This window comes from Gemmata palustris, assembly GCF_017939745.1.
Lineage (GTDB): Bacteria > Planctomycetota > Planctomycetia > Gemmatales > Gemmataceae > Gemmata > Gemmata palustris.
This window is the reverse complement of the sequence record NZ_JAGKQQ010000001.1, coordinates 6,451,117-6,473,007: the sequence shown is the minus strand read 5'-3', so window position 1 is coordinate 6,473,007 and position 21,891 is coordinate 6,451,117. Positions and strand designations below refer to the sequence as shown.

The 21,891-nt window shown below is 64.4% G+C and carries 12 protein-coding genes; 9 read left to right on the top strand and 3 right to left on the bottom strand.

Annotation, left to right across the window (positions count from 1 at the left end; genetic code table 11):
- The first annotated feature begins 462 nt into the window (after positions 1–462).
- From J8F10_RS26975 to J8F10_RS26955, 5 genes are all read left to right on the top strand, one after another.
- A complete protein-coding gene (locus tag J8F10_RS26975) occupies positions 463–3,882 on the top strand; it encodes a hypothetical protein (protein WP_210659307.1) in 3,420 nt (1,139 codons plus the stop codon).
- A gap of 175 nt (positions 3,883–4,057) precedes the next feature.
- Complete coding sequence (locus J8F10_RS26970) at positions 4,058–6,364, top strand: GMC family oxidoreductase (RefSeq protein WP_210659305.1); 2,307 nt, start codon at positions 4,058–4,060, stop codon at positions 6,362–6,364.
- Complete coding sequence (locus J8F10_RS26965; protein ID WP_210659303.1) at positions 6,365–8,977, top strand: hypothetical protein; 2,613 nt, start codon at positions 6,365–6,367, stop codon at positions 8,975–8,977.
- Positions 8,974–10,290 carry a DUF4331 family protein gene (locus J8F10_RS26960; RefSeq protein WP_210659301.1) on the top strand — a complete coding sequence of 439 codons (1,317 nt, stop codon included), beginning with the start codon at positions 8,974–8,976 and terminating at the stop codon, positions 10,288–10,290. Before J8F10_RS26965 ends, J8F10_RS26960 begins: the two co-directional genes overlap by 4 nt.
- Positions 10,291–10,410: 120 nt before the next feature.
- Positions 10,411–11,325, top strand: coding sequence for a glycerophosphodiester phosphodiesterase family protein (locus J8F10_RS26955; protein WP_210659300.1), 915 nt, complete (start codon positions 10,411–10,413; stop codon positions 11,323–11,325).
- 113 nt (positions 11,326–11,438) lie between these two features.
- Here J8F10_RS26955 and J8F10_RS26950 read toward each other — a convergent pair whose 3' ends face one another.
- Positions 11,439–13,745 (bottom strand): methyl-accepting chemotaxis protein, encoded by a 2,307-nt coding sequence (locus tag J8F10_RS26950; RefSeq protein WP_210659298.1) that lies wholly within the window; start codon positions 13,743–13,745, stop codon positions 11,439–11,441.
- A 386-nt stretch (positions 13,746–14,131) separates the two neighbouring features.
- Positions 14,132–14,320 carry a hypothetical protein gene (locus J8F10_RS26945; RefSeq protein ID WP_210659296.1) on the bottom strand — a complete coding sequence of 63 codons (189 nt, stop codon included), beginning with the start codon at positions 14,318–14,320 and terminating at the stop codon, positions 14,132–14,134.
- 193 nt (positions 14,321–14,513) lie between these two features.
- Here J8F10_RS26945 and J8F10_RS26940 point away from each other — a divergent pair, with 193 nt between their 5' ends.
- The 4 genes from J8F10_RS26940 (at position 14,514) to J8F10_RS26925 (ending at position 20,123) form a co-directional block, all read left to right on the top strand.
- Positions 14,514–14,999, top strand: coding sequence for a chemotaxis protein CheW (locus J8F10_RS26940; protein WP_210659294.1), 486 nt, complete (start codon positions 14,514–14,516; stop codon positions 14,997–14,999).
- Positions 15,000–15,042: 43 nt separating this feature from the next.
- A complete protein-coding gene (locus J8F10_RS26935) occupies positions 15,043–17,034 on the top strand; it encodes a methyl-accepting chemotaxis protein (protein WP_210659292.1) in 1,992 nt (663 codons plus the stop codon).
- A gap of 505 nt (positions 17,035–17,539) precedes the next feature.
- Positions 17,540–18,028: a chemotaxis protein CheW gene (locus J8F10_RS26930; protein ID WP_210659290.1), complete on the top strand. Its 489-nt coding sequence runs from the start codon at positions 17,540–17,542 to the stop codon at positions 18,026–18,028.
- A 79-nt stretch (positions 18,029–18,107) separates the two neighbouring features.
- The gene (locus tag J8F10_RS26925; protein ID WP_210659289.1) at positions 18,108–20,123 is read left to right on the top strand and encodes a methyl-accepting chemotaxis protein; all 2,016 of its coding nucleotides are present in this window, start codon (positions 18,108–18,110) and stop codon (positions 20,121–20,123) included.
- A gap of 730 nt (positions 20,124–20,853) precedes the next feature.
- Here the strand turns inward: J8F10_RS26925 and J8F10_RS26920 are convergent.
- Positions 20,854–21,843, bottom strand: a complete 990-nt coding sequence (locus J8F10_RS26920; protein ID WP_261363092.1) for a DUF1559 domain-containing protein — start codon at positions 21,841–21,843, stop codon at positions 20,854–20,856.
- Positions 21,844–21,891: the final 48 nt, after the last annotated feature.

Below are 21,891 nucleotides of genomic sequence, written 5' to 3'. Positions count from 1 at the left end.
CACGATTGCCTCGCAGCAGCGCAGTCGAGGGCACGTTAACCGGTCTGGAACATGCCCTCAAGGGGCGAAGCCGAAATGAGCGGCCCGTCGCAACGAGTTTATCAAAGCACAACTTAAGGCCACTTCTGAACGGGTACCGAACTTTGGTGTCCGGAGCCGAGCACCGCTCTCGTTAGAAAGAGTAGCCATTAAGCCGATCAGGTCAGGACGTTGACAGAACGACGCGGCGCAAGGCTAACATGCGCGACCACATCAACATACGATGGGTTCGAGTCGGTCACCGAGCGGGTGTCGCCCGGCGCGTTCTTCAAGAACTGTCAACTTTTCTTGGTCCAAACGAGCGCGGATATCGCTTGTACCAGTGGGCGCCCGCCGGCCCACCCGAGAAGCTTCTGTCCCCGAAGGCGTGACCGCGCGAATCGAAACGCCCAACAGAACCACTCAACCGACGAGTCGAATTTCATGCGCAAGACGACCACCCTGGGGTTGTTAGTGGCACTGTCTGCAGCCCTGTTCCTCGGGTGCGCGGGGGACAGCGGGAGCAACATCCCCCCCGACGAGGCCCTGGCGCGCGTGCGGAAGTACGGCGGCGAGTACGGCTCGCTCGGTAAGGGGACCGACGCGAAAACCTGGGAGAAGGCCGCTTACGAATACTATCGCCCCGCGTCCCTGAACTACTTCGAGGACATGGACGCGATGGGGACAACGGATGTCGTGGGCGCGAAAAAACTTGCGCTCTCGCCAGAGGCCATCAAGGGGCGGAATGCGTGGGTGATCTGGACCGCCGGGAACGAGGCGTGGTGGAACTGGCTCGCCCAGTACGGTTACGGCACGATCGATCTACTCAAGCTCGTGGACTACACGAACCGGAACGTCCGCTTCAACCGCACGGGGCTCATGAACGAGCCCGCCACGCGCGCGCCCAGTGACGAAGAAACCGCGAAAACATACGGGGTCCGCTTCGCGCGCCCCGGAACCACGGACAGCCCCGCGCCCGGGGGTAAAATTCACGTCGAGTACCGCAAGGACCGCGACGGCTGGCACCCGTCGAGCAGCTTCGATCCCGAGAAGTCCTATTCCGACGGCGGGTACAACAAGTCTGAGCCCGAACACCGCTACCCGGTTTACGGTTACCCCTCGGGCGTGGTCGGGCTGCGATTGTTCCCGAACCCCGACTTCACCAAGGACGCCGCGGCACGGTGGAACCCGAAGCTCTACTACGAGGACAGTGACGAGGGGCGCAAGTACGCCAAACAGCCCGACACGATCCGCCCGTACCGCGTGGGGATGAGCTGCGGGTTCTGCCACATTGCGCCGCACCCGCTCAACCCGCCCGCGGACGCGAACGCCCCGGAGTGGGCGAACCTGTCCAACAACATCGGCAACCAGTTCATGCGCATCCGCGCGGTGTTCGGGAACACCCTCAAGCCGGACAACTACCTGTACCACGTGTTCGATTCGCAGCTCCCGGGCGCGGTCGATACGTCGGGCTACCCGTCGGACAACAATAACAACCCGAACACCATCAACTCGTTCTTCGGGCTCCCGGGGCGCCTCAACCGCGCCCAACACATCCCGAAAGAAACGATCAGCGCGGACACCCTCACGTACCTCCGCACCTACGTCGATCCGAAGTTCGAGAGCCCCCGCAACGTCCCCCGCGTGCTCCTCGACGGCTCCGACAGCGTCGGCGTCCACATCGCCCTGTCGCGCGTGTATCTGAACATCGGCACGCACCACCAGCAGTGGATTCGCACGCAGAACCCGCTCATCGGGTTCCGCAAGCAGGAGCCGTTCAAGCTCCACGACATCGCCGAGAACTCGCTCTACTGGCACGCGACCCTGCTCCGCATCGACCCGATGGCCGCGTTCTTCACGGCCTCGACCGACCCGATGCGCCTGAAGGATGTCGTCCGACCCACCGCGCCGAACGAGGCCCAGGCGCTCGACAAACTGCTGAAAGAGAACCTGCGCGGAACGGGGCTCCCGTGGTACACCGCGGCCAAAACCGAACCCGAACCGAAGAAGGATGACGCCAAGAAAGACCCGCCCAAGAAGGAAGAACCGGCCAAGCCCCTCCCGATTGTCGGCGGTGCGGGCGATTACACGAAGGGGCGCCAGGTGTTCGCCAAGGGGTGCATCGCGTGCCACTCCAGCGTTCAGCCGGGCGACCTGATCTACCTGGAACAGAAACTGGTTGCCGGCCCGGGCCGGGAGCGGCTCCCGGCGTTGGGTGAATTACCTCCGGATTGGGAAATGCGCCCGCCCGCGGAACGGGAGCAATTACTGGCCAAGGCGCTCGCCCCGCGCCAAACCCTCCGTCTCACCGAGGCCGATCGCGCTCGACTGACGCGGGGCGACGGCGAACTTCCTCCGGCGTACAAGCAATGGGCCGACGCCGCCGTGCATTACCCCGAGTTCTGGGAGTACACGGCGAAGGTCCGGGACAAGAACGGGCAAGTGGTCAAGGACGGCGCGGGGAAGGAGCAGGCCACGACGGTCCACAATTTCCTGTCCATTGACGAGCGCGTCTCGATCACGCTCCCACACACGAACTCCGGGCGCGCGGTCGCGACCAACGCCCTCCACGGGAACGTGTGGGAAGACTTCGCATCCGAAACGTACAAGGAACTCGCACCCGTCGGGGCGATCCGTTACCACGACCCGTTCTCCGGCGCAGAGAAGACGTACACGCCCCCCGGTGGGGGGCCGGGCTACTACCGCGTGCCCACACTCATCAGTATTTGGGCCACCGCACCGTTCTTGCACAACAATTCGCGGGGGATGTTCAACAACGACCCCTCCGCCGAGGGGCGCCTGAAAGCGTTCAACGACGCCATCGCCCGGCACCTGTCGCCCGAACTGAGCCGGGTGCCCAGTAAGCAAGTCTACTGGAGCGGCGAGGGGAACGAGCGGACGATCGACGACGGGTGGTACTCGGGGAAATCCGGGGATCAAGTAACAGACACCGCCAAGTCCGCGGCGCAGCGTGCAACTGACAACGGGTGGATCTGGCGAACGACGGACGAGAGCTGGCTGCAGTTTGAAGGGCCGCACGTTCCCGTTCTCGTTGGCGGAGTGCTCGGGCTGTCGCCGTTCTGGATGAGCGTTCTCCCCTGGGTGCCCGCGCTCGCCTTCTTACTACTCGGGATCTTGCTCCTGTTGAGCGAACGCCTAATCACGATCCGCGAACGGTACTTCGCGTGGCTGTGGTGGATTCTCGCGCCCATCTGGTGGATCATCGGATTCGTCGGGATCGTCCTGGCCATCGGCGGCACCGTGTTCGTGCTCCACCGGTTCTGGCCGTTCGTCATGCTCCTCGACGCGGCGACTCAGGAATCGATTTGGGGCCTGCGCGTCTTGGTTGTTGTGCTCCCGTTCGTGCTGTTCGGGTCGGTCGCTCTCCTGTTCACCATTCACCGCATCCCGGCCGGGAGCCCGCGCCGCCGAACCGGACAGTTCGTGGGTGCCGTGTGCCTCGTGCTGGCACTCGTCTCCGCGCTCAGTTTCGGCCGGTTCCTTTCGGGGCGCGGGGAAGGGGTCCGCCTCGGGCCGATCCCGGAAGGGGTGCCGATCAACATCATCGCCAACACGAACCCGAACGCGACGCGCGAAGAAAAGATCCAAGCCCTCACCGCGCTCACGGACTTCTTCTTGAAGCACCGGAACGTGAAGCCCGGCGCACCGGCGGGCAACCGGGAGATGGGACAAGCGGAGCGCGAGGCCCGGCGGATCGAATTCGAGCAAACGGTCGGCCCGGCGCTGCTGCGTGCGAGTAAGTGCCCCGACTACATCACCGATCGCGGACACGACTACGAGTTCATCCGCCACCTGACGGCCGAAGAGAAGGCCGAACTGATCGCGCTGCTCAAGACGTTCTGATCGTTTCACGCCGAATCGTGCCGATTATTTATCTTCTGTAGCCGGCCTCTGCGAGGCCGGGAGCCACCAACCGTGGAAGTCCCGGCCTCGCAGAGGCCGGCTACAGAAAGCCATCAAAACGAGATCGTTTCACGGGGTCCGGTCCGCGACAGGCTTCAACCGAGAAAGACGACACATGGCCGATATCCGACCCGAGTGGACCGACCCCGCACGCACCCCGATCGACTTCATCATCGTCGGCGCGGGGGCTGGCGGTGCGCCGCTCGCAGCGCGCCTCGCCGAGCGCGGGTACACGGTCCTCGTCACCGAAATGGGACCGAAACAGCCCCCCAAACCCACGGACGCGGTCGTCGAGAACACCGAGGTACCGCTCCTGCACCCCGAAGTCACCGAAGACCCGCGGCACGCGCTGCGGTTCTTCGTGAAGCACTTCGACACCGACCCGACCGGCAGCCACGACCCGAAGCAGTACGTACCGCCGCAGAATTCGACAGCGATTCACCCGGAGGACGAACACGGCATCTTCTACCCCCGCGCGCAGGGCGTGGGCGGTTGCACGGTTCACAACGCGATGATTACGGTTTCGGGACCGTCGGAGGACTGGGACCAGATCACCGAAGCGACCGGTGACGAGAGCTGGCGCGGCGAGCGCATGCGGTCGTACTTCGAGCGCGTCGAGCACTGCCACTACAACAAGCCGTCGCGCATCCGGCGCTTCCTCAAGAAATACCTCCGCGTGCCGACCGGCTGGGAAGACGACCGGCACGGCAAACGCGGGTGGCTGAACACCACCGTGGCCGACCTGGGGTTGCTGTTCCGCGACTGGCGGCTCCTGAAAGTGGTCGCGGGGGCCGCGTTCGGCGCGCTCCGGGCGGGCGTTGAAACCCTGCGCAACCTCCTGCGGTGGGCGTGGCTCACGGACAAATCGTTCCCGAACCTCGACCCGAACCACTGGCGGCGAATGCGCACGGGCGGGGAAGGGCTCCTCCGCATCCCGTGCGCGATCTCGCCGGACGGCACGCGGTCCGATCCGCGTGCGCGACTCTTCGCGATACTCGCGGACCAGCACCACGGCCCGCGCATTCAACTACTGACGGGCGTGTGCGTCACCGGCATCGAGTTCAAAACGGATGTCCCCGCGGCAACTGTGGGTGGGGTCCAAACAACTCTCCAGGCGATCGGCGTCCGGTGCGTTCCGCAGGAACACGTTTACGAGGCGGACCCGGCCGCGCGCACCGTTGCCGGATGGGAAGCGAAACAGGTCCGGCTGTACTGCCGGCGCGAAGTGCTCCTGTGCGGCGGGGCGTTCAACACGCCGCAGCTCCTGATGCTCTCCGGGATCGGTTGCCAGAAGCACCTTACCGAGCAGGGCATCGAAACCCGCGTGAATGTGCCCGGGGTGGGGCAGAACCTTCAGGACCGGTACGAGGTGCCGGTAGTCGCGACCGTTCGTGGAGAGTTCGAGAGCCTCGCCGGACTGGGGACGACCTCCCACGGCAAGGTCGGGGAGGACGATCCGCACCTGAAGCGCTGGCGCGAACAACCCCGGCACTCGGCCGCGGAACGCGGGGTTTATTCGACCAACGGCGGGCTGATCGGCATCCTGAAGCGATCGAATCAGGAAGACTCGGTCCCGGACTTATTCATCTTCGCGCTGGCCGGGTACTTCCCCGGCTATCACGTCGGTTACTCGAAGCCCGCCGCGTTCGTGCGGCAACTTACGCCGGCCGAAGCCGCCAAGACGCTCCCCCCCGAAGAACAAGCCGCGCAAGACGCGAAGGCCGCGGCGACGCCAAAGAGAACCGTCACGTGGCTGATCCTTAAATCGCGCACGCGGCACCACGGCGGCGAGGTGCGGCTCCGTTCGACCAGCCCGTTCCGCAGGCCCGACATCAACTTCCGCTCGTTTCCGCTCGGTACGAGCGACAAGGACGCACTCGCACTGGCCGACGGCATCACGTTCATTGAGGAGTTCCTCGAAAGCGGTAAGCGGAAGGGGATCATCGAGAGCTACGGCTGCCCCGGCCTCAGCGACCCGCCGTTCTCCGGGGACCGGAGTAAGTGGGTGCGGAGCATCGCCTGGGGGCACCACGCTTGCGGCACATGTCGCATCGGCAGCGACGCGGACGACGACGCCGTACTCGACAGCCGGTTCCGCGTGCGCGGGGTTCAGGGGCTGCGGGTGGTGGATGCGTGCGTGTTCCCGCGCATTCCGGGCATCTTCATCGTCACCAACGTGTACATGGTGGCCGAGAAAGCCGCCGACGTGCTCACTGAAGATCACCCGTTGACCAACTTGCCCCCCGAGTGCCGGGCGGCACTGGCCGACGAGCCGGTGATGCGGTCGCGCCCCGAGTACGAGGAGCGGCGCGTGTACCCGAAGGAACTGGAAGCGGCCGAGGCCGCACTGGTCTGGCAGCGGCGCGAGGCCGCGTATCGAGCGCCGGCCGGGGCGAAGAAACAACCGGCGGAGGCCCCCTAAATGAGCGCCGACCAGAACGCGAAACCGTGGCTGTTGGAACTCGGCCCCCCGGAACCCCCGTCGGGCGTTCCGGCCGCCGGTTCGTCCGCGAACCGCTCACCGACCGAGCACGGGAAGGCCGCGAGCGCGCTGCCCCACGACGCACTCGGGCTGGCGCTCTCCGGGGGCGGAATACGAAGCGCTTCATTTTGTTTGGGGCTGGTACAGGCGCTCGCACGTTCCAAGTGGCTCCCCAAGGTGGACTTCCTCTCCACCGTGTCGGGCGGCGGCTACACCGGTGCGTTCCTCGGGCGGTTCTTCGACCAGTGCGGCAAGCCGGACGGCCTGACCGGGGCCGTACCCGATACGGCCGACGGCGCGGGGCAGGACCGCGTCGCACGGGATCTGGTCGATTCGCGGTCCGCGTCGATCAGTTGGCTCCGGAGGCACGCGAACTACCTGTCCCCGAGCGGCCACGGCGAAATGGCCACCAACATCGCCGGGTTCTGGCGCAACCTGATTTCCGTGTACTTCGTCCTCGCGTTCTTCCTGGTCTCCGTGTTCGGGCTGTTGAACGCGATCGAGTACAGCTCTCTGCTGGGCTCCTACGACCGCGGTCCGTTGGCCGGCGTGCTGAACGACGTGCTCGACGCCCTGACCCCCATAACCGGCGCGCTCATGGTCCACGCCGGGCCGTGGGCGGTCATCGCGGAACTGGTACTGTGGCTGGGCGTTCTCCCACTGATGCTCGCGTACTGGCTCGTCTCACAGGATCTACCGGAAACGTTCATCGCCCCCGTGCTGGCGAGCGCCGCGATCCTGGCCGGCGCGATCCTGCTGGCGACACAAAACCCGCTCGGGTTGGTGGTGCTCGCGAGCGCGGTGATCTGGGCGCTCATCGTTTGGGCCATCGTGCGCCGGGACGAGGGGCACTTCGACCAATTTAACCCGTCGCGCCTCGCACTGGCTCGCAACCACCTGACCCAGTGGCTCGCGTTCTGGCTCACGGTATCGGTCGGCTTGATTGCATTCGCGGTGATCGACGGATTGGGGCGCTGGCTGGCGTGGCGCATGCTTCAGGGCGGGTTGACCGTTCCGAACATCGTCGGGTGGCTGGTTTCAGCAGGCGCGAGCATATTCGGGCTGGCGACCGGCCTCCGGGTCGCGATTCGGTTCTTGGTGGGTGAGTCACCGAAGGGCTCCTCGGTGCTGACGTTTTCGCGCCCGTTCCTGGTCGCGGCCCTGATCGTTCTCATTGGTGTCGTCCCTCCGCTCGTGGTGTTGGCGTTCATTAGTCAGACCGCATACGAACTCGGATACACGTACAACCGCGGGCTCGCCTTCACCGGCGTCACGCTGATCGTGAGCCTGCTTCTCGGTTTGCGTGCGTGCGTGGAGTTCATCAACCGGTCTGGGCCGCTCAATATTTACGCCAGCCGTCTGGCCCGAGCGTTTCTCGGTGCGGTCAACCCCGCGCGCCGGACGCACCCCGAGGGCCGCAACGTAACGCACGTTGTGCCGGGCGACGACGTGCCCCTGACCGAGTACGCGCCGCACGCGGCCGGCGGACCGCTCCACCTCATCAACTGTGCGGTGAACGAAACGATCGACGTGGCCTCGCAGCGCGGGCTGCGCGACCGGCAGGCGGAAAATATGGCCGTCGGGCCGGCGGGGGTGAGCGTCGCCCAAAACTGGCACGCACTCTGGCTACCGAACGGGACCGATCCGCAACTCGTCCCGCTCGCAGAACCCGGTGAAGTTCGGCCGCACCCGTTTCTCGCAAAGGGCAACGGTCCGGTTCGGGTTGAGGGACTTTCACTGCGCGAGTGGATGGCGATCTCGGGCGCGGCGTTGGGGCCGGGGATGGGCCGCCGGACCGGGCTGGCCCACGCACTCCTTCTGACACTCGCGAACCTGCGGCTCGGGTACTGGTGGAACTCCGGCCTGAACACGAGCCGGCGCGCCAACATTCCCGGAACACGCGGGATCGGGCGCCGACTCACGGCACTGTTCTCGACGCTGTTTCAGGCGCAAGCGCTCTTATTGTCCGAACTGACGGGGCGGTTCGCCGGTCCGTGGGAGCGGTACTGGAACCTGTCCGACGGCGGGAACTTCGAGAACACCGGCGCTTACGAGTTGCTGCGCCGGCGGGTGCCCTTTGTGATCGCGTGCGACGCCGGGGAAGACCCGCAACACCACGGTTCGGACCTCGCGCGGCTCGTGCGCCTCGCGCGGGTGGATTTGGGCGCGGAAATCACCGAAGTGGCCCCGACGCCCGCTGCGTTCCCCGCGGGTGTCGCGCCGCACATCGGCACCCTCGCCGACCTCCTCGTGCCGGCCGGCCAACCGTCACGCGCGCACGCGGCCCTGTTCCTCGTTCGCTACCCGCAACCGGCGGACAGCGCGAGCACCGACCCGTGGGCGCGCCGAACGCACACCTGGTTGCTGTACATCAAGGCCACGGTCACAGGGGACGAACCGCCGGACGTTCTCAACTACGAGGCCACGCACCCCGACTTCCCGAACGAAACGACCCTCGACCAAGTGTTCGACGAGCCGCAGTGGGAGAGCTACCGCGCGCTGGGCGACCACATCGGCACCAGTCTCTTCGTCCCCGCGAGGGAATCAGCATGATTGCGTTGCACCATCGGCCCCTCGGTTGGATCGCCGCCGCGCTCCTCGTCGCGCTGGTCGCTACCCCGGTGGCCGCCTCCGACCACGCGGACCCGATCACTCTCGATCGCCAGGAGGGGGGAATCACGGACCTATTTGTGTTCCCCGCTTCGGACATGGTTCGGCGCGTGAAGGAGCCAGCGGGAAAGGATCAGCCGGAACGAACCCGCGCGGTCACCAGCAAAGAAGCGAACCGGCTGGTCATCGTGTTCTGCGTTCGGCGCTCGCTCACCGCGTCGCCTCCCTTCGAGGGGCTCGACCAGTTCACGTACAAGATCCACGCGGACCTGCACTCGGCGAACGAGGCTAGTTTCCAAAAGGACGACCCGAACCTCGCGCGCTACGGCGGCACCATCAAAGCGCCGGAGAATATCGACCCCGATTTCACCATCACCATCCGGCTCGATAACAACACGAAATTCGTGGAGAAGGACGTTTCCATCAAGGAAGGTACCGAGTGGAAGCGGCCGAAGATGGCCGACAACATCCAGTGGTACTCCGGGGTGCGCGACGACCCGTTCATCTTCCCGATGTTCTTCGGGACCAACGTCATCGCAATGGCGATCAGCATCCCGTTCGATTGCTTCCCGGGCGGGCAGCAGGACTTCCTCTTTTGGGCCACCTCGCACAACCGCAGCACACAGATCGACCACGTCGGGCGCAGCCAGCGCACGCAGCTCCCGCGCTTTGATGTGCTGAACACCTTGCCCCCGAAGGAGCACGTTTCCGCGCTCCACAAACAGGACCAAGACCCGGGGCTGAAAACCGATTTTCTCCGCACGCGGATCCGCCCGGTGTTCAACCTGCGCCCCTACGACTTCCAACCGGACGTGATGGTGTACACGCGCCGGTTCGATGCGCGGTTCCCGAACGGGCGGCAACTCGAAGACGACGTCGCGGACCTGACGTGCAAACAGGGGGACTGTCAGCTCTTCGAGTTGTCCTTCGCGCTCAAAGATCCGAAACCCTACGCCGCCACCGGCGGCCGACCGAACAAGAACGACAAGGAGTTCTCGGACACGTTCCCCTATCTGGCCGATCCGTGGCCGGACAAAGACCCGGTTCCCGTTCCGCAACTGACCTCGAAGAACCAGTTTTATGTGATCGCGGCAATCGTGCTGATCGTGCTCGTCTTCTTGTTTCCGTGGGCGTTGTACTTCTGGTCGAAGAAGCAGCTCCGGCGCCTGCGCGCAACGCTCCTGACCCGTATCCCCCAACCACCCGCGGCACCCGGCTTGACGCCCAGTGCTCGACCCGCGGGAGGAGCGCAATGAGTACCGCCGAAACGGTTTAATCGCCGCGTTCGTCGCTCACGCGACCTTCACTCGAACTTCGCCGTCCCCGAATTGGTCCCCCCGTACTTTAACGGCACTTCGCCCACAACGGGGATCACCATGCGCTGGATCTGTGCCCTATTCGTGGGTTCGTGGGCTGCTTTCGCGGGTGCGACTGATGAGCCGAAGGTTTTTCTGCCGTATACGAAGCCAACACTGATCGCCCACCGCGGCGCGTCCGCGGACGCCCCCGAGCACACGATCGCGGCCTACGAACTGGCTCTCAAGCACGGGGCCGATTTCGTCGAGCCGGACCTGCAGATGACAAAGGACGGGGTGCTCGTGTGCCTGCACGACACGACCCTGGAGCGGACCACGGACGTCGCCAAGGTGTACCCGGATCGCGTGAAAGAGATCAGGGGTAAGAAGACGTGGCCGGTAGCCGAGTTCACGCTGGCCGAAATTCAGAAACTCGACGCCGGATCGTGGAAGGACGCCAAGTTCGCCGGAGCGCGCGTGGTCACGTTCCAACAGATGATTGACACAGTGAAAGGAAAGGCCGGCATCATTCCAGAAACGAAAGCCCCAGAGGTGTACGGGAAGCTCGGGCTGAACATGGAGAAGGCGCTCATGGAAGCGCTGAAGGCGAACAAGCTCGATACCCCCGGCGCGGACCCGAAGACCCCGATCATCATTCAATCGTTCAGCGCGGCGAGTCTGAAGGCGCTGCGGAAGGATCACGGGTGCAAACTGCCGCTGGTGTATCTCCTGGGAGCTGGGGAAGCGTCCAAAGACGAACTGAAGCGCACCAAAGAATTCGCCGACGGGATCGCGCCGAACAAGGCGCTGGTGTTGGCCCGCCCGGGTTTGGTGGCGGACGCGCACGAACTGGGCCTGAGCGTGACCGTCTGGACGTTCCGGTCCGGCCAGACCGGGAAGTTCAAGTCCGTGCGCGAGGAAATGGCTCACTTCTTGAAGGAACTGAAGGTCGATGCCGTGTTCACCGACAACACCGATCAGTTCCCACGAAAGTGAAGCCGACTCGCCCTCACGTCGAGCTTTGCTTCTGTGGAAGGGACGGCACAAACAAAAACGAGCGGTCGGGCGCTGCCCGGCCGCTCGTGGTGTTAATATCGCCGAGGCAAGTGCTAGAACTCGGTGAACCCGTCGTTGCCGGCACTGCCGAGGCGGTCGAGTTCGTGGGCGCGGCCGTTCCCGGTACTCATCGCACGGGCGACCGCGGGTCGGGGCTTGGTGGCCGGGGGCTTCGCGCGCCCGACTTTGGGCGTGACGCGCGGGACCGCGCGCCCCTCGTCACCGAGTTTGAACCGGGCGACGAGGTCGCGGAGCTGCTCAGCGTGGTCCGTGAGGGCCTGGGCCGTGGCGGACACCTCCTCGGTCTGCGAGGCGTTCCGTTGAGTGATGGAGTCCATCTGGGACACGGCCTTGTTGACCTGATCGATGCCCGTGGACTGCTCCTTGCTCGCGGCCGCGATCTCGGTGATGATGTCGGTCACGCGCTTCACCGACGTTACGATGTCCCCGAGCGTGGCCCCCGAGCGGTTCACGAGTTCGGTTCCCGCGTCGACCTTCTTGACCGAATCCTCGATCAGCGATTTGATCTCCTTCGCGGACGTGGCCGAGCGTTGCGCCAGGTTGCGGACTTCGGAGGCGACGACGGCGAACCCGCGCCCCTGCTCCCCGGCCCGGGCCGCTTCCACGGCCGCGTTCAGGGCCAGCAGGTTCGTCTGGAACGCGATCTCGTCGATCGTCGTGATGATGTCCGCGATCTTCTTGGACGACTGGTTGATTTCGCTCATGGCCTCGACCGCGCTGCCGACCACTTGCCCGCCCTTCTCGGCCACGTCCTTGGAGCTGCTGGCCAGTTGCCGGGCCTGCTGCGCGCTGTCCGAGTTCTGCTTGACGGTCGCCGTAATCTCTTCCATCGTACTGGCGGTTTCTTCGAGGCTGCTCGCTTGCTCCTGAGCACCGGTCGAGAGCTCGCCACTCGACGAGGAGAGCTGGCTCGAGGCGTCGGCGAGGTGCTCGGACACCTCGCGCACGCCCTCGAGCGCGGTGCGCATGGCATCGACGGCCCGGTTCAGCGCCGCGGCCATCTGGCCCACCTCGTCGGTCCCCAGGTCCGGGACGGGCCTCGTGAAGTCCCCCGCCGCCAGCGAGCTCACCGTGGTTGTAATTGTCGCCACCTTGTGCTGCAGTTCCGCGGCCCGCTCCCGGTCCCGTTCGCCGCTCTCTTTGATCTTCTGTTCCATGTTCTTGGCGACGGTGATGTCGGTGGCGTACTTGACCACCTTGTAGGGCTTACCGTTGAGATCGAAGATCGGGTTGTACGAGGCCTGAATCCAGACCTCCTTGCCGCCCTTACCGATCCGCTTGAACTCGCTCGCGACGTACTCGCCGCGGTTCAGACGTGCCCAGAACTCGCGGTACTCGGGACTGGACGCGAACGCGGGTTCGGCGAACATACTGTGGTGCCGGCCCTGGATCTCCGACAGGCTGTACCCCATCGTCTGGAGGAAGTTCTCGTTGGCGCTCACGATGGTCCCGTCGAGCTTGAACTCGATCACCGCCTGGGCCTTGCTCACGGCCGCGATCTGGCCCGCGAAGTCCGCGTCGCGCCCGCGGGCCGCCCGGAGCGTATCAATGGCCGTGTTCAGGGCCGCCGCCAGGCGCCCCACCTCGTCTTGGGAGTCGATCTCCGCGTGCTTGGTGAGATCGCCCCTGGTCACGCTCTCGAGAACCGCCACCGTCTGTCCGAGTGGACCGGTGACCGATAGGGAGAGCACCAACCCGAGCCCGATGGCCGCGAGGACACACCCGGCGATCGTCGCCCGAAGCGAGGTGCGCGCGGCCGTGTACGTGCGGTTGGCCTGCGCCTCTTCGTCCTTGGCGATTTCTTCTTGAAGGGCGATGACCTGTTGCAGGAGCTCGTTCATCCGGTTGGCCGTCTTCAGTTCGCGCGCGGCCGCCTCGTCCGCCTTCTCGAACTCGCGCCGCGCGGCGAGCCCCATGATCTCGTCGTGGTCGCGCTTCCATTCGCCCAGCGCCGCCTGTACTTGTTTCCAAAGCACAGTTTCCTTCTCGTCCAGCGGGAGCGCGTCGTACCCCTTGAGCCCCTCGTTCATCGAGTTCCATCCGATTTCAACGCTCTCGCGGGCGCTCCGAATTCCCGGTTCGTCGCCCCGCTGTCCGCACGCGATCAGCGTGCGCTCGGCCCGCTGGGCGCGCAGGGCGCCGGCCCGGGCCTTATCGAGGTTGATGAGGCCCGGAACGAGGTTGGTGGCGGCGTTTACCTGGAACGCCCGAATCTCTCCGAGCGCGCCCAGGGCCGTGTACCCGAGGAACGCGCACCCGGACGCGATCAAAAGGAACCCGCCGATCAGCCGCGGGCCGATCCGGACTTTCATGAGCGCGGCGAGCATGGGCGTGAGCATAGACAGCCGTCCTGGGTTCGGAGGAATTTGTGCCGGGCCGCGGGAGATCGGCTCCAAAACTTAGAACCCCCTGCGCAGTGGCGGCACATCTTTTCTGAGATCCGCCCCGAATAGTCAACGGGTAGAGTTACTACCCGCCTCTGTAAGGGTTCTCCCTGCTCTTATCGTGGCACTTGGAGAAAATTTGCATACAGTATCAAACTAACGAATAACAACACATATCACGCTAAAGATATAACTTCCGATCGGCAATGATGCGCGCCGCCAAGGAGACGTGTATCGGCCACGGGAAGCTCAATGGATTTGAGCGTGCGATTGCCGCGCTGTGAGACCTTGCGGACGGTGCGGCGTAAGTTCGCCGGTAGTAACTCAAACCACCGACGGATTTACACCGCGCCGGTCGGTCGCACCACGATTTCAACACGACAACGTGCGATCACGTCAGGCGCCTCTCCAAAAGTCACCGGATTGTTTGCGGCCGGAGCGCGCGTCACGTCTCCGTTTGCGAAGAGCTTCTTGCCCTTGCGAATGAGCAAGCCGTGGCCGACCACGCCATTTTCCCAAACAATCGCCACAAAACACGTGGTTAACCACGCAACTGTGCTAGTAAAGAATCGACATTAGATAAACGGCCGTTGTCTCAAGGCCACAGTCAAGCAGGAAGCCGCGGTGGGTTCTTCCCACCCCAGATCGATACCGGATCGATACCGGCGTGGGCCCCCGGCGCCCCGGAACACACGGCACCCTTAACTCCCGAAAAGAGAACCTGTGAGTTCACCCGACAAACCCAATTCGCCCGAACTCGTGGCCCACGGGGGTCAGTTCCTGGCGTTCCAGCTTTGCGGGGAGGAGTACGGGGTCGAGATCCTGCGGGTGCAGGAGATCAAGGGGTACTCGAAGATCACCCCGCTCCCCAACACGCCGCGCGAGATCAAGGGCGTCATGAACCTGCGCGGGACCGTGGTCCCCATCATCGACCTGCGCACCCGGCTCGGGCTGCACGAGGCCGAGTACACCGTGTTCACCGTCATCATCGTCGTCACCGTCGGAACCAAAATCGTCGGCCTCGTCGTCGACGCCGTCTCCGACGTGCTCAACGTCGAGGCCCGGGAAATGGTCCCGACACCCGACCTCGGCGCGGGCGTGGACACCTCGTTCCTCACCGGCATCGCCCGCACCAACGACCGCCTCGTGTCGCTGCTCAACGTGGACCGGCTCGTCGGTAACACCACCGACGCGGCGCTCACTGCGTAATCCGAATTAAACGTTTTTTCGTGTCAAATTGAGAGTCAAGCCCATGAACTGGTTCCGCAACCGTCAGACGATGACCAAGCTGCTCCTCGGGTTCTCAGCCCTCTCGGTGCTGATGGCCGTAATGGGCTACGTTGCGATCTCCGGTATGGGGACGCTGCAAGACAACTCGGAGACGCTCTACGAGAAGCACCTGAAGGGGATGCACGCGATCGACGAGACCAACACCTCGATCGCGCTGGCCGGGCGCAACGTGCGGATGACGATCCTGGCCAAGACCCCCGACGAGCGCAGAAAGAGCGCGGACCAAACGCGCCATTACCTCAAAGAGGTCCGAACCAACATGGACCTCGCGGAGAAAACGCTGATCTCCCCCGAAGCAAAACAAAAGTTCGGCGAGGTCAAGCCCCTGGTCGCACCGTGGATCGAGCGCCTCGACAACGCGAACACCCTGGCCGAAGCCGGGCGCGACAAAGAAGCGCTCGAGGCGCTCCAGACATCGATCATCGGCGCCAACCAACTGGTCGCGTGTATGGGGGGACTCAGGGACGCCAAGTTTAAGGTTAGTCAACAAGCATTCGAGAGCGGGACGGAAACGTACCGCTCGGCGCGTCAAACGATGATCGGTGTGGTCATCGGAGGGATGTTGGGTGGCATGGTGCTGGGGTACCTGATCGCCCAACTCATTACCACGCCACTGACCCGGTGCGTGACCGTGCTCGAGGGGGTGGCCAAGGGGGATCTGAGCCAGCGCGCGGAAATCGATACGCAGGACGAACTCGGTCGCATGGCGACGGCCCTGAACACGGCCATCGGTTCACTCGTGGCCGCCAAAGAAGCGGAGCGGGTCCAGATCCAAAAGGATCGCGAGCGGGCCGAGAAGGAAACCGCGGCCGAGCGCGAGCGCACCGAGCGCGAGACCGCGGCCACGCGCGCCCAGGCCGAACAAGAGCGGGCGCAAGCGGCCGAGCTCCAGGAGAAGGTGACGTCCATCGTCTCCACGGTGACCGCGATGGCCGCGGGCGACTTCACGCAACACGTGCCCGACATGGGCACCGACGCGATCGGTCAGATGGCCTCGGCCATGAACAAGGCGATCGTCTCGGTGCGCACCGCACTCGAGGGCGTGCGCGAAGTGTCCGAGCAGCTCGCCGACGCATCCAGCCAACTCTCCGCCGCCAGCGACGAGATCTCCACCGGCGCGCAGGAGCAGGCCAGCAGCCTCGAAGAAACCGCCAGCACGCTCGAGGAGATCACGGCCACGGTCAAGCAGAACGCGGACAGCGCGCAACAAGCCCGGCAACTGGCCAGCAGCTCCAAGGACGTGGCCGAGAAGGGCGGGCAAGTGGTCGGCAACGCGGTCGAGGCGATGAGCGAGATCAACGATTCGTCCAAGAAGATTTCGGACATCATCACGACGATCGACGAGATCGCGTTCCAGACGAACCTGTTGGCCCTCAACGCGGCCGTCGAAGCCGCTCGCGCCGGGGAACAGGGGCGCGGGTTCGCCGTCGTCGCGTCCGAAGTCCGCAACCTGGCGCAACGCAGTGCGACCGCCGCCAAGGAGATCAAGTCCCTGATCGAGGACTCGGTCAAGAAGGTCGACGCCGGAACCGACTTGGTGAACCGGTCCGGGTCCACGCTCGGGGACATCGTGACGAGTGTGAAGCGTGTGACGGACCTCATCACCGAGATTGCGGCCGCGGGCAAGGAGCAGTCCACGGGCATCGAGCAGGTCAACAAGGCCGTGTCCCAGATGGACACCGTCACCCAGCGCAACGCCTCGCAGACCGAGGAGATGTCGGCGACCGCGCAGACCCTGACGGATCAGGCCGGTCAGCTCCGCGACCTCGTCGCACGGTTCAAGCTCAGTGAGACCGGGCGCGCGGCCCCGCGCCCCGCGCACCGGGCCAAGGCCCCGGCCACCAAGCCCCGCCCCGCGGTCGCCAAGGCCCTCAAGAGCGCCCACTCCAACGGGAACGGGCGCACGCACGAGCTCGATCAGCTCGGCAGCGACGGCGGGTTCACCGAGTTCTAAACGGCGAAGGCGCGAGTGCCCGGCGATTCCATCGCCCACCGATAATCCGCTTCTGTTTGAACTTCGGCCCACGGGACACCCCGTGGGCCGTGTTCGTTCACCCCCCAGTTTCCCCCCTCACACACCCGACCCCTTAGCGCGGGCCGAATCGCGGCCCCGGTGGTCGCGCCGGCCGCGGAGGCGCTCCGCGTGCGCGCCAATTTTCCGCGCCCAATACTGAAGGAAAGTGCTCGTCCGGCGCGGGTCAAAAATCTGGGGTTCGCCTTGGGTATGAAGCGATTTGCGGTTTCGCCCCTCACCGCCCGACCCGAATCATTGTGTCCCAGCTTCGCGTTCCGCTCTGAGTGCGTGCTAGGGTAGTCACGCAATTTCCTACCCGAAGTCACGATGATAACTGAGCGCGTATTCGCGCACCTTACAGTTAAGCTCAAGCCAGGAACCGGGGCGGGAGTACCCCACCCGCGCGGCCGGAATCGTCCCGCTTACCTTAACCCAGAGAGATATTGTGAGCTCACCCGATAAGCATGAGGCGGCCGAACTCGTGGCCGATGGGGGTCAGTTCCTGGCGTTCCGGCTCGGGGACGAGGAGTACGGGCTCGAGATCCTGCGCGTGCAGGAGATCAAGGGGTACTCGAAGATCACCCCGCTCCCCAACACGCCGCGCGAGATCAAGGGCGTCATGAACCTGCGCGGGGCCGTGGTCCCGATCATCGACCTGCGCACCCGGCTCGGGCTCCGCGAGGCCGAGTACACCGTGTTCACCGTCATCATCGTCGTCACCGTCGGAACCAAGGTCGTCGGACTCGTCGTCGACGCCGTCTCCGACGTGCTCAACGTGGACCCCAAGGTGGTGACCCCGGCGCCGGACCTGGGCGCGGGCGTGGACGTCTCGTTCCTCACCGGCATCGCCCGCACCGGCGAAAGACTCGTGTCACTCCTCAACGTGGACCGGCTCGTCGGCAACACGACCGAACCGTTGCCGCTGACCGCTTAATCGGAACTCATCCGAGGTGCTACAGTTGCGCCTCTTGGCCTCACACGAACCGATAACCCACGCACCGGAAGATCTTAACATGCCCCAGTCCCTCCTCGCCTTCCTCATGAAGTTCCGCATCGGCCCCCGGCTGATCGGCGGGTTCCTCCTCGTCGCTTGCGGGTGCGCGTTCCTCGGCTACACGGCCCTCGACGCCCTTGGCGAGCTCCGAGTGTTCCAGGTGAATGCCGGCACCAATCTCGTGCCTTCGGCTCTCGCCCTCGACAAGTTACGGGCCGGAGCGCTCCGGGTGCAACGTGGAGAGCGGACGCTGATCGTCGCCGTGAAGCGGAACGATGAGAAACTCGTCCAAGCCACCAGGGACAATATGGAGAACGGGTGGAAGATGATCGCCGAAGGCATCAAGGGGTACGAATCAACCCCCTTGGTCGGGAAAGAAGCGGCACTCTGGAAAGAAACCACTAGTGCCCTCGCCGATTGGAAGCGCGATCACGAAGAGATTATCGGCCACATGGACCGGCGCGACCTCGAAAAGGCCGAGGACGCGACCATTCGGGAACTGAAAACAGCCAACCGCTTGAACGATATCCTTCAAGACGTCTTTGCTAATCAGGCGGAGATCGCCAAAGACGAGGATAAGCAGGCCAATAGCACTTATGCGTCGGCGCGGTTCACCCTCTTTGCGACGATCGCCGGGTGTGTCGTCGCGGCCATCGGGCTCGGGCTGGCCATTTCAATGTCGGTGACCGGTCCGCTCGGGCAAACGGTGACCGTCCTTGAGGGCGTGGCCAAGGGGGATCTGACCAAGCGGGCCGAGGTCAACTCTCAGGACGAGGTCGGGCGTATGGCCGTCGCCCTGAACACGGCCATCGGCTCACTCGTGGCCGCCAAAGAAGCTGAGCGCGTTCAGGTCGAGAAAGATCGCGAGCGAGCCGAGCGGGAGGCCGCGGCCAAGCACGAGCAGGCCGAGCGGGAGGCCAAAGTCAAGCAGGAACAGGCCGACCGGGATGCGGCTCAAGCGGCGGACCTGCGGCAAAAGGTCGATACGATCGTGACGACGGTCGACGCGATGGCGGCGGGCGACTTCACCCAACAGGTGCCGGACCTGGGAACGGACGCCGTCGGCCAGATGGCGGTCACACTGAACAAGGCGATCGTTTCGGTGCGTGCCGCCCTCGAGGGCGTGCGCGAAGTGTCCGAGCAACTCGCCGACGCCTCGGGGCAACTCTCCGCCGCCAGCGACGAGATCTCGACGGGCGCTCAGGAGCAAGCGAGTAGCCTCGAAGAAACCGCCAGTACGCTCGAGGAAATCACGGCCACGGTGCGTCAGAACTCGGACAGCGCGCAACAAGCCCGACAACTAGCCAGCACCTCCCGGGACATCGCCGAGAAGGGCGGGCGCGTGGTCGGCAACGCGGTCGAGGCGATGAGCGAGATCAACGATTCGTCCAAGAAGATTTCGGACATCATCACGACGATCGACGAGATCGCGTTCCAGACGAACCTGTTGGCCCTCAACGCGGCCGTCGAAGCCGCTCGCGCCGGGGAACAGGGGCGCGGGTTCGCCGTCGTCGCGTCCGAAGTCCGCAACCTGGCGCAACGCAGTGCGACCGCGGCCAAGGAGATCAAGTCCCTGATCGAGGACTCGGTCAAGAAGGTCGACGCCGGAACTGAGCTCGTAAACCAGTCGGGCTCGACGCTGGGCGAGATCGTGACGAGCGTGAAGCGGGTGACGGACCTGATTACGGAGATCGCGGCCGCGGGCAAGGAGCAGTCCACGGGCATCGAGCAGGTGAACAAGGCCGTGACCCAGATGGACACGGTCACCCAAAAGAACGCCTCGCAGACCGAGGAGATGTCGGCGACCGCGCAGACCCTGACGGACCAAGCCGGTCAGCTCCGCGACCTCGTCGCACGGTTCAAGCTCAGTGAGAGCGGGCGCACGGCCCCGCGCCCCGCGCACCGGACCAAGGCCCCGGCCACCAAGCCCCGCCCCGCGGTCGCCAAGGCCCTCAAGAGCGCCCACTCCAACGGGAACGGGCGCACGCACGAGCTCGATCAGCTCGGCGGCGACGGCGGGTTCACCGAGTTCTAAACGGCGACACGGCTCCGAATGATGGCACCACGCTCGTTCAACTTCGGCCCACGGGACTGTCCCCGTGGGCCGTGTTCGTTCGCCCCAATTTCTGCGCACGCCCCGCCACGCTGAGAATGCTTTTCGGGCCGAAGTACGCTCGGCCAACGCACCGGCAACCGGTCGATGAGAGATCGCAACCCGTCGATCAACAGCGAAGGGAGGAAGTTTGTTCGTCGCGCGTCAATAATCTCGGTTCTGCGTTGGGCACAAAACGATTTGCGGCTTCGCCCTTAACTCGCATAAATTGGTGGCCCCTGACGAATCGGGGCTTGAACCTGCGACCTCTTGGTACCGAAGCCCGCGAGTCGATTTGTCGCATCGACGCAACTATTTATCAAATATTGACTTGAGTTTTTCGGAGGTTTTCATACGGCGCATGCGCCAACTACCATTATCACCGGAAACGGCGCACGAGCGAGGTGGGGTGCGCGCACCCCACCCCGAAAACTCCCTTATTTCTTCGCCGTTCTGCTGGGCCACCGAGAGCCGCGGTTTCGAGGAGTCCAACCTTTTTTGCCGCGACGCGGTCCTGCTTAATTGCAAGATTTTAACAATTTCGCACCCTGCTTACCCGTTGAAGAGAGCGACTCTCGGCCCCGGGACTATTAAGAAATCTTCAGTTAATTAAATTCCCATTGCAATTGCTGTTTTAATCAATGGATTACTCAGCAACGCACTTACGGGGCGGTTAGTCGAGGTTGGTACCCCCACCGTAGTCCCAGTCGTAAACGGCCCCGTACCACGCGTACTGGCCGACCGACTGGCGGACCGTCCGCACGCTCCCGTCGGCCATGACGACCTGGAGCCCGCCCAGACTAAAACTCTGCGCCAAATCGTACCGGCACTCGGCGGCGCTGGGGCGGCTCTGGAACGGGCCGATCGGGGGCTTCGTCCAGTACTGGTCCTGCGAGTAGTCGTAGGTGTACGCGTTGATATAGAGCGTGATCGTGTAGTACGGATCGGGTGAGTACGGCTCGCCCTTGGAGTAATAGTCCCCGAAGTTCCACGCCTGCTGGCGGACGAAATTGTAGTTCGTGCTCGGGTCCCAGTAGTACGTGACTTTGGTCTGGCAACTCGAGTACCCCTCGGAGAACATCACCACGTTCGAGGTCCCGTTGTTGAACTTCGCCAGCGACTTCGACGAGTACAGGGCCGAACCGTTGGCCAGGTAGCTGACCGGGCTGTTGTTCTTGGGGTCCTTATCGATGGTCGGATCGTTCGGGGCGATGTACGTCTTGATCTTGCCCCCGGGCGCCTTCCACGACACGTTGGCCGTGAACGACCCGAGGGTGTACTTCCCCTGTCGGTAGATGTTCCCGGTTCCGGTGTACGCGCCGGACTTGAAATGCGCGTCCTGCTCGACGTAGGGTAGCAGCCCGTAGAACACGTTCCCCACGTACCCGGCCCCGTAAGTGTAATAGTACGTTTGGGACGGATCTTTGCCGGTATACAAGTAGTCCCCATAGGCGTCGGGCATCTTCCTGTTGGCGCTCTCGTAGTTGTGGGCCGCGAGGGCCAGTTGCTTCAGATTGTTCTGGCCCTGGGTGCGGGCCGCGGCCTCGCGCACCTTCTGGACCGCGGGCAACAACAGGCCGATCAGGATCGCGATGATCGCGATCACCACCAGCAACTCGATGAGCGTAAAACCGGCACGGGCGCGAATCAATATCCGACTCATGACGCCTCCCGAAGGGGCCGCACGCGCGGCCGCGATAAATAAAACCGC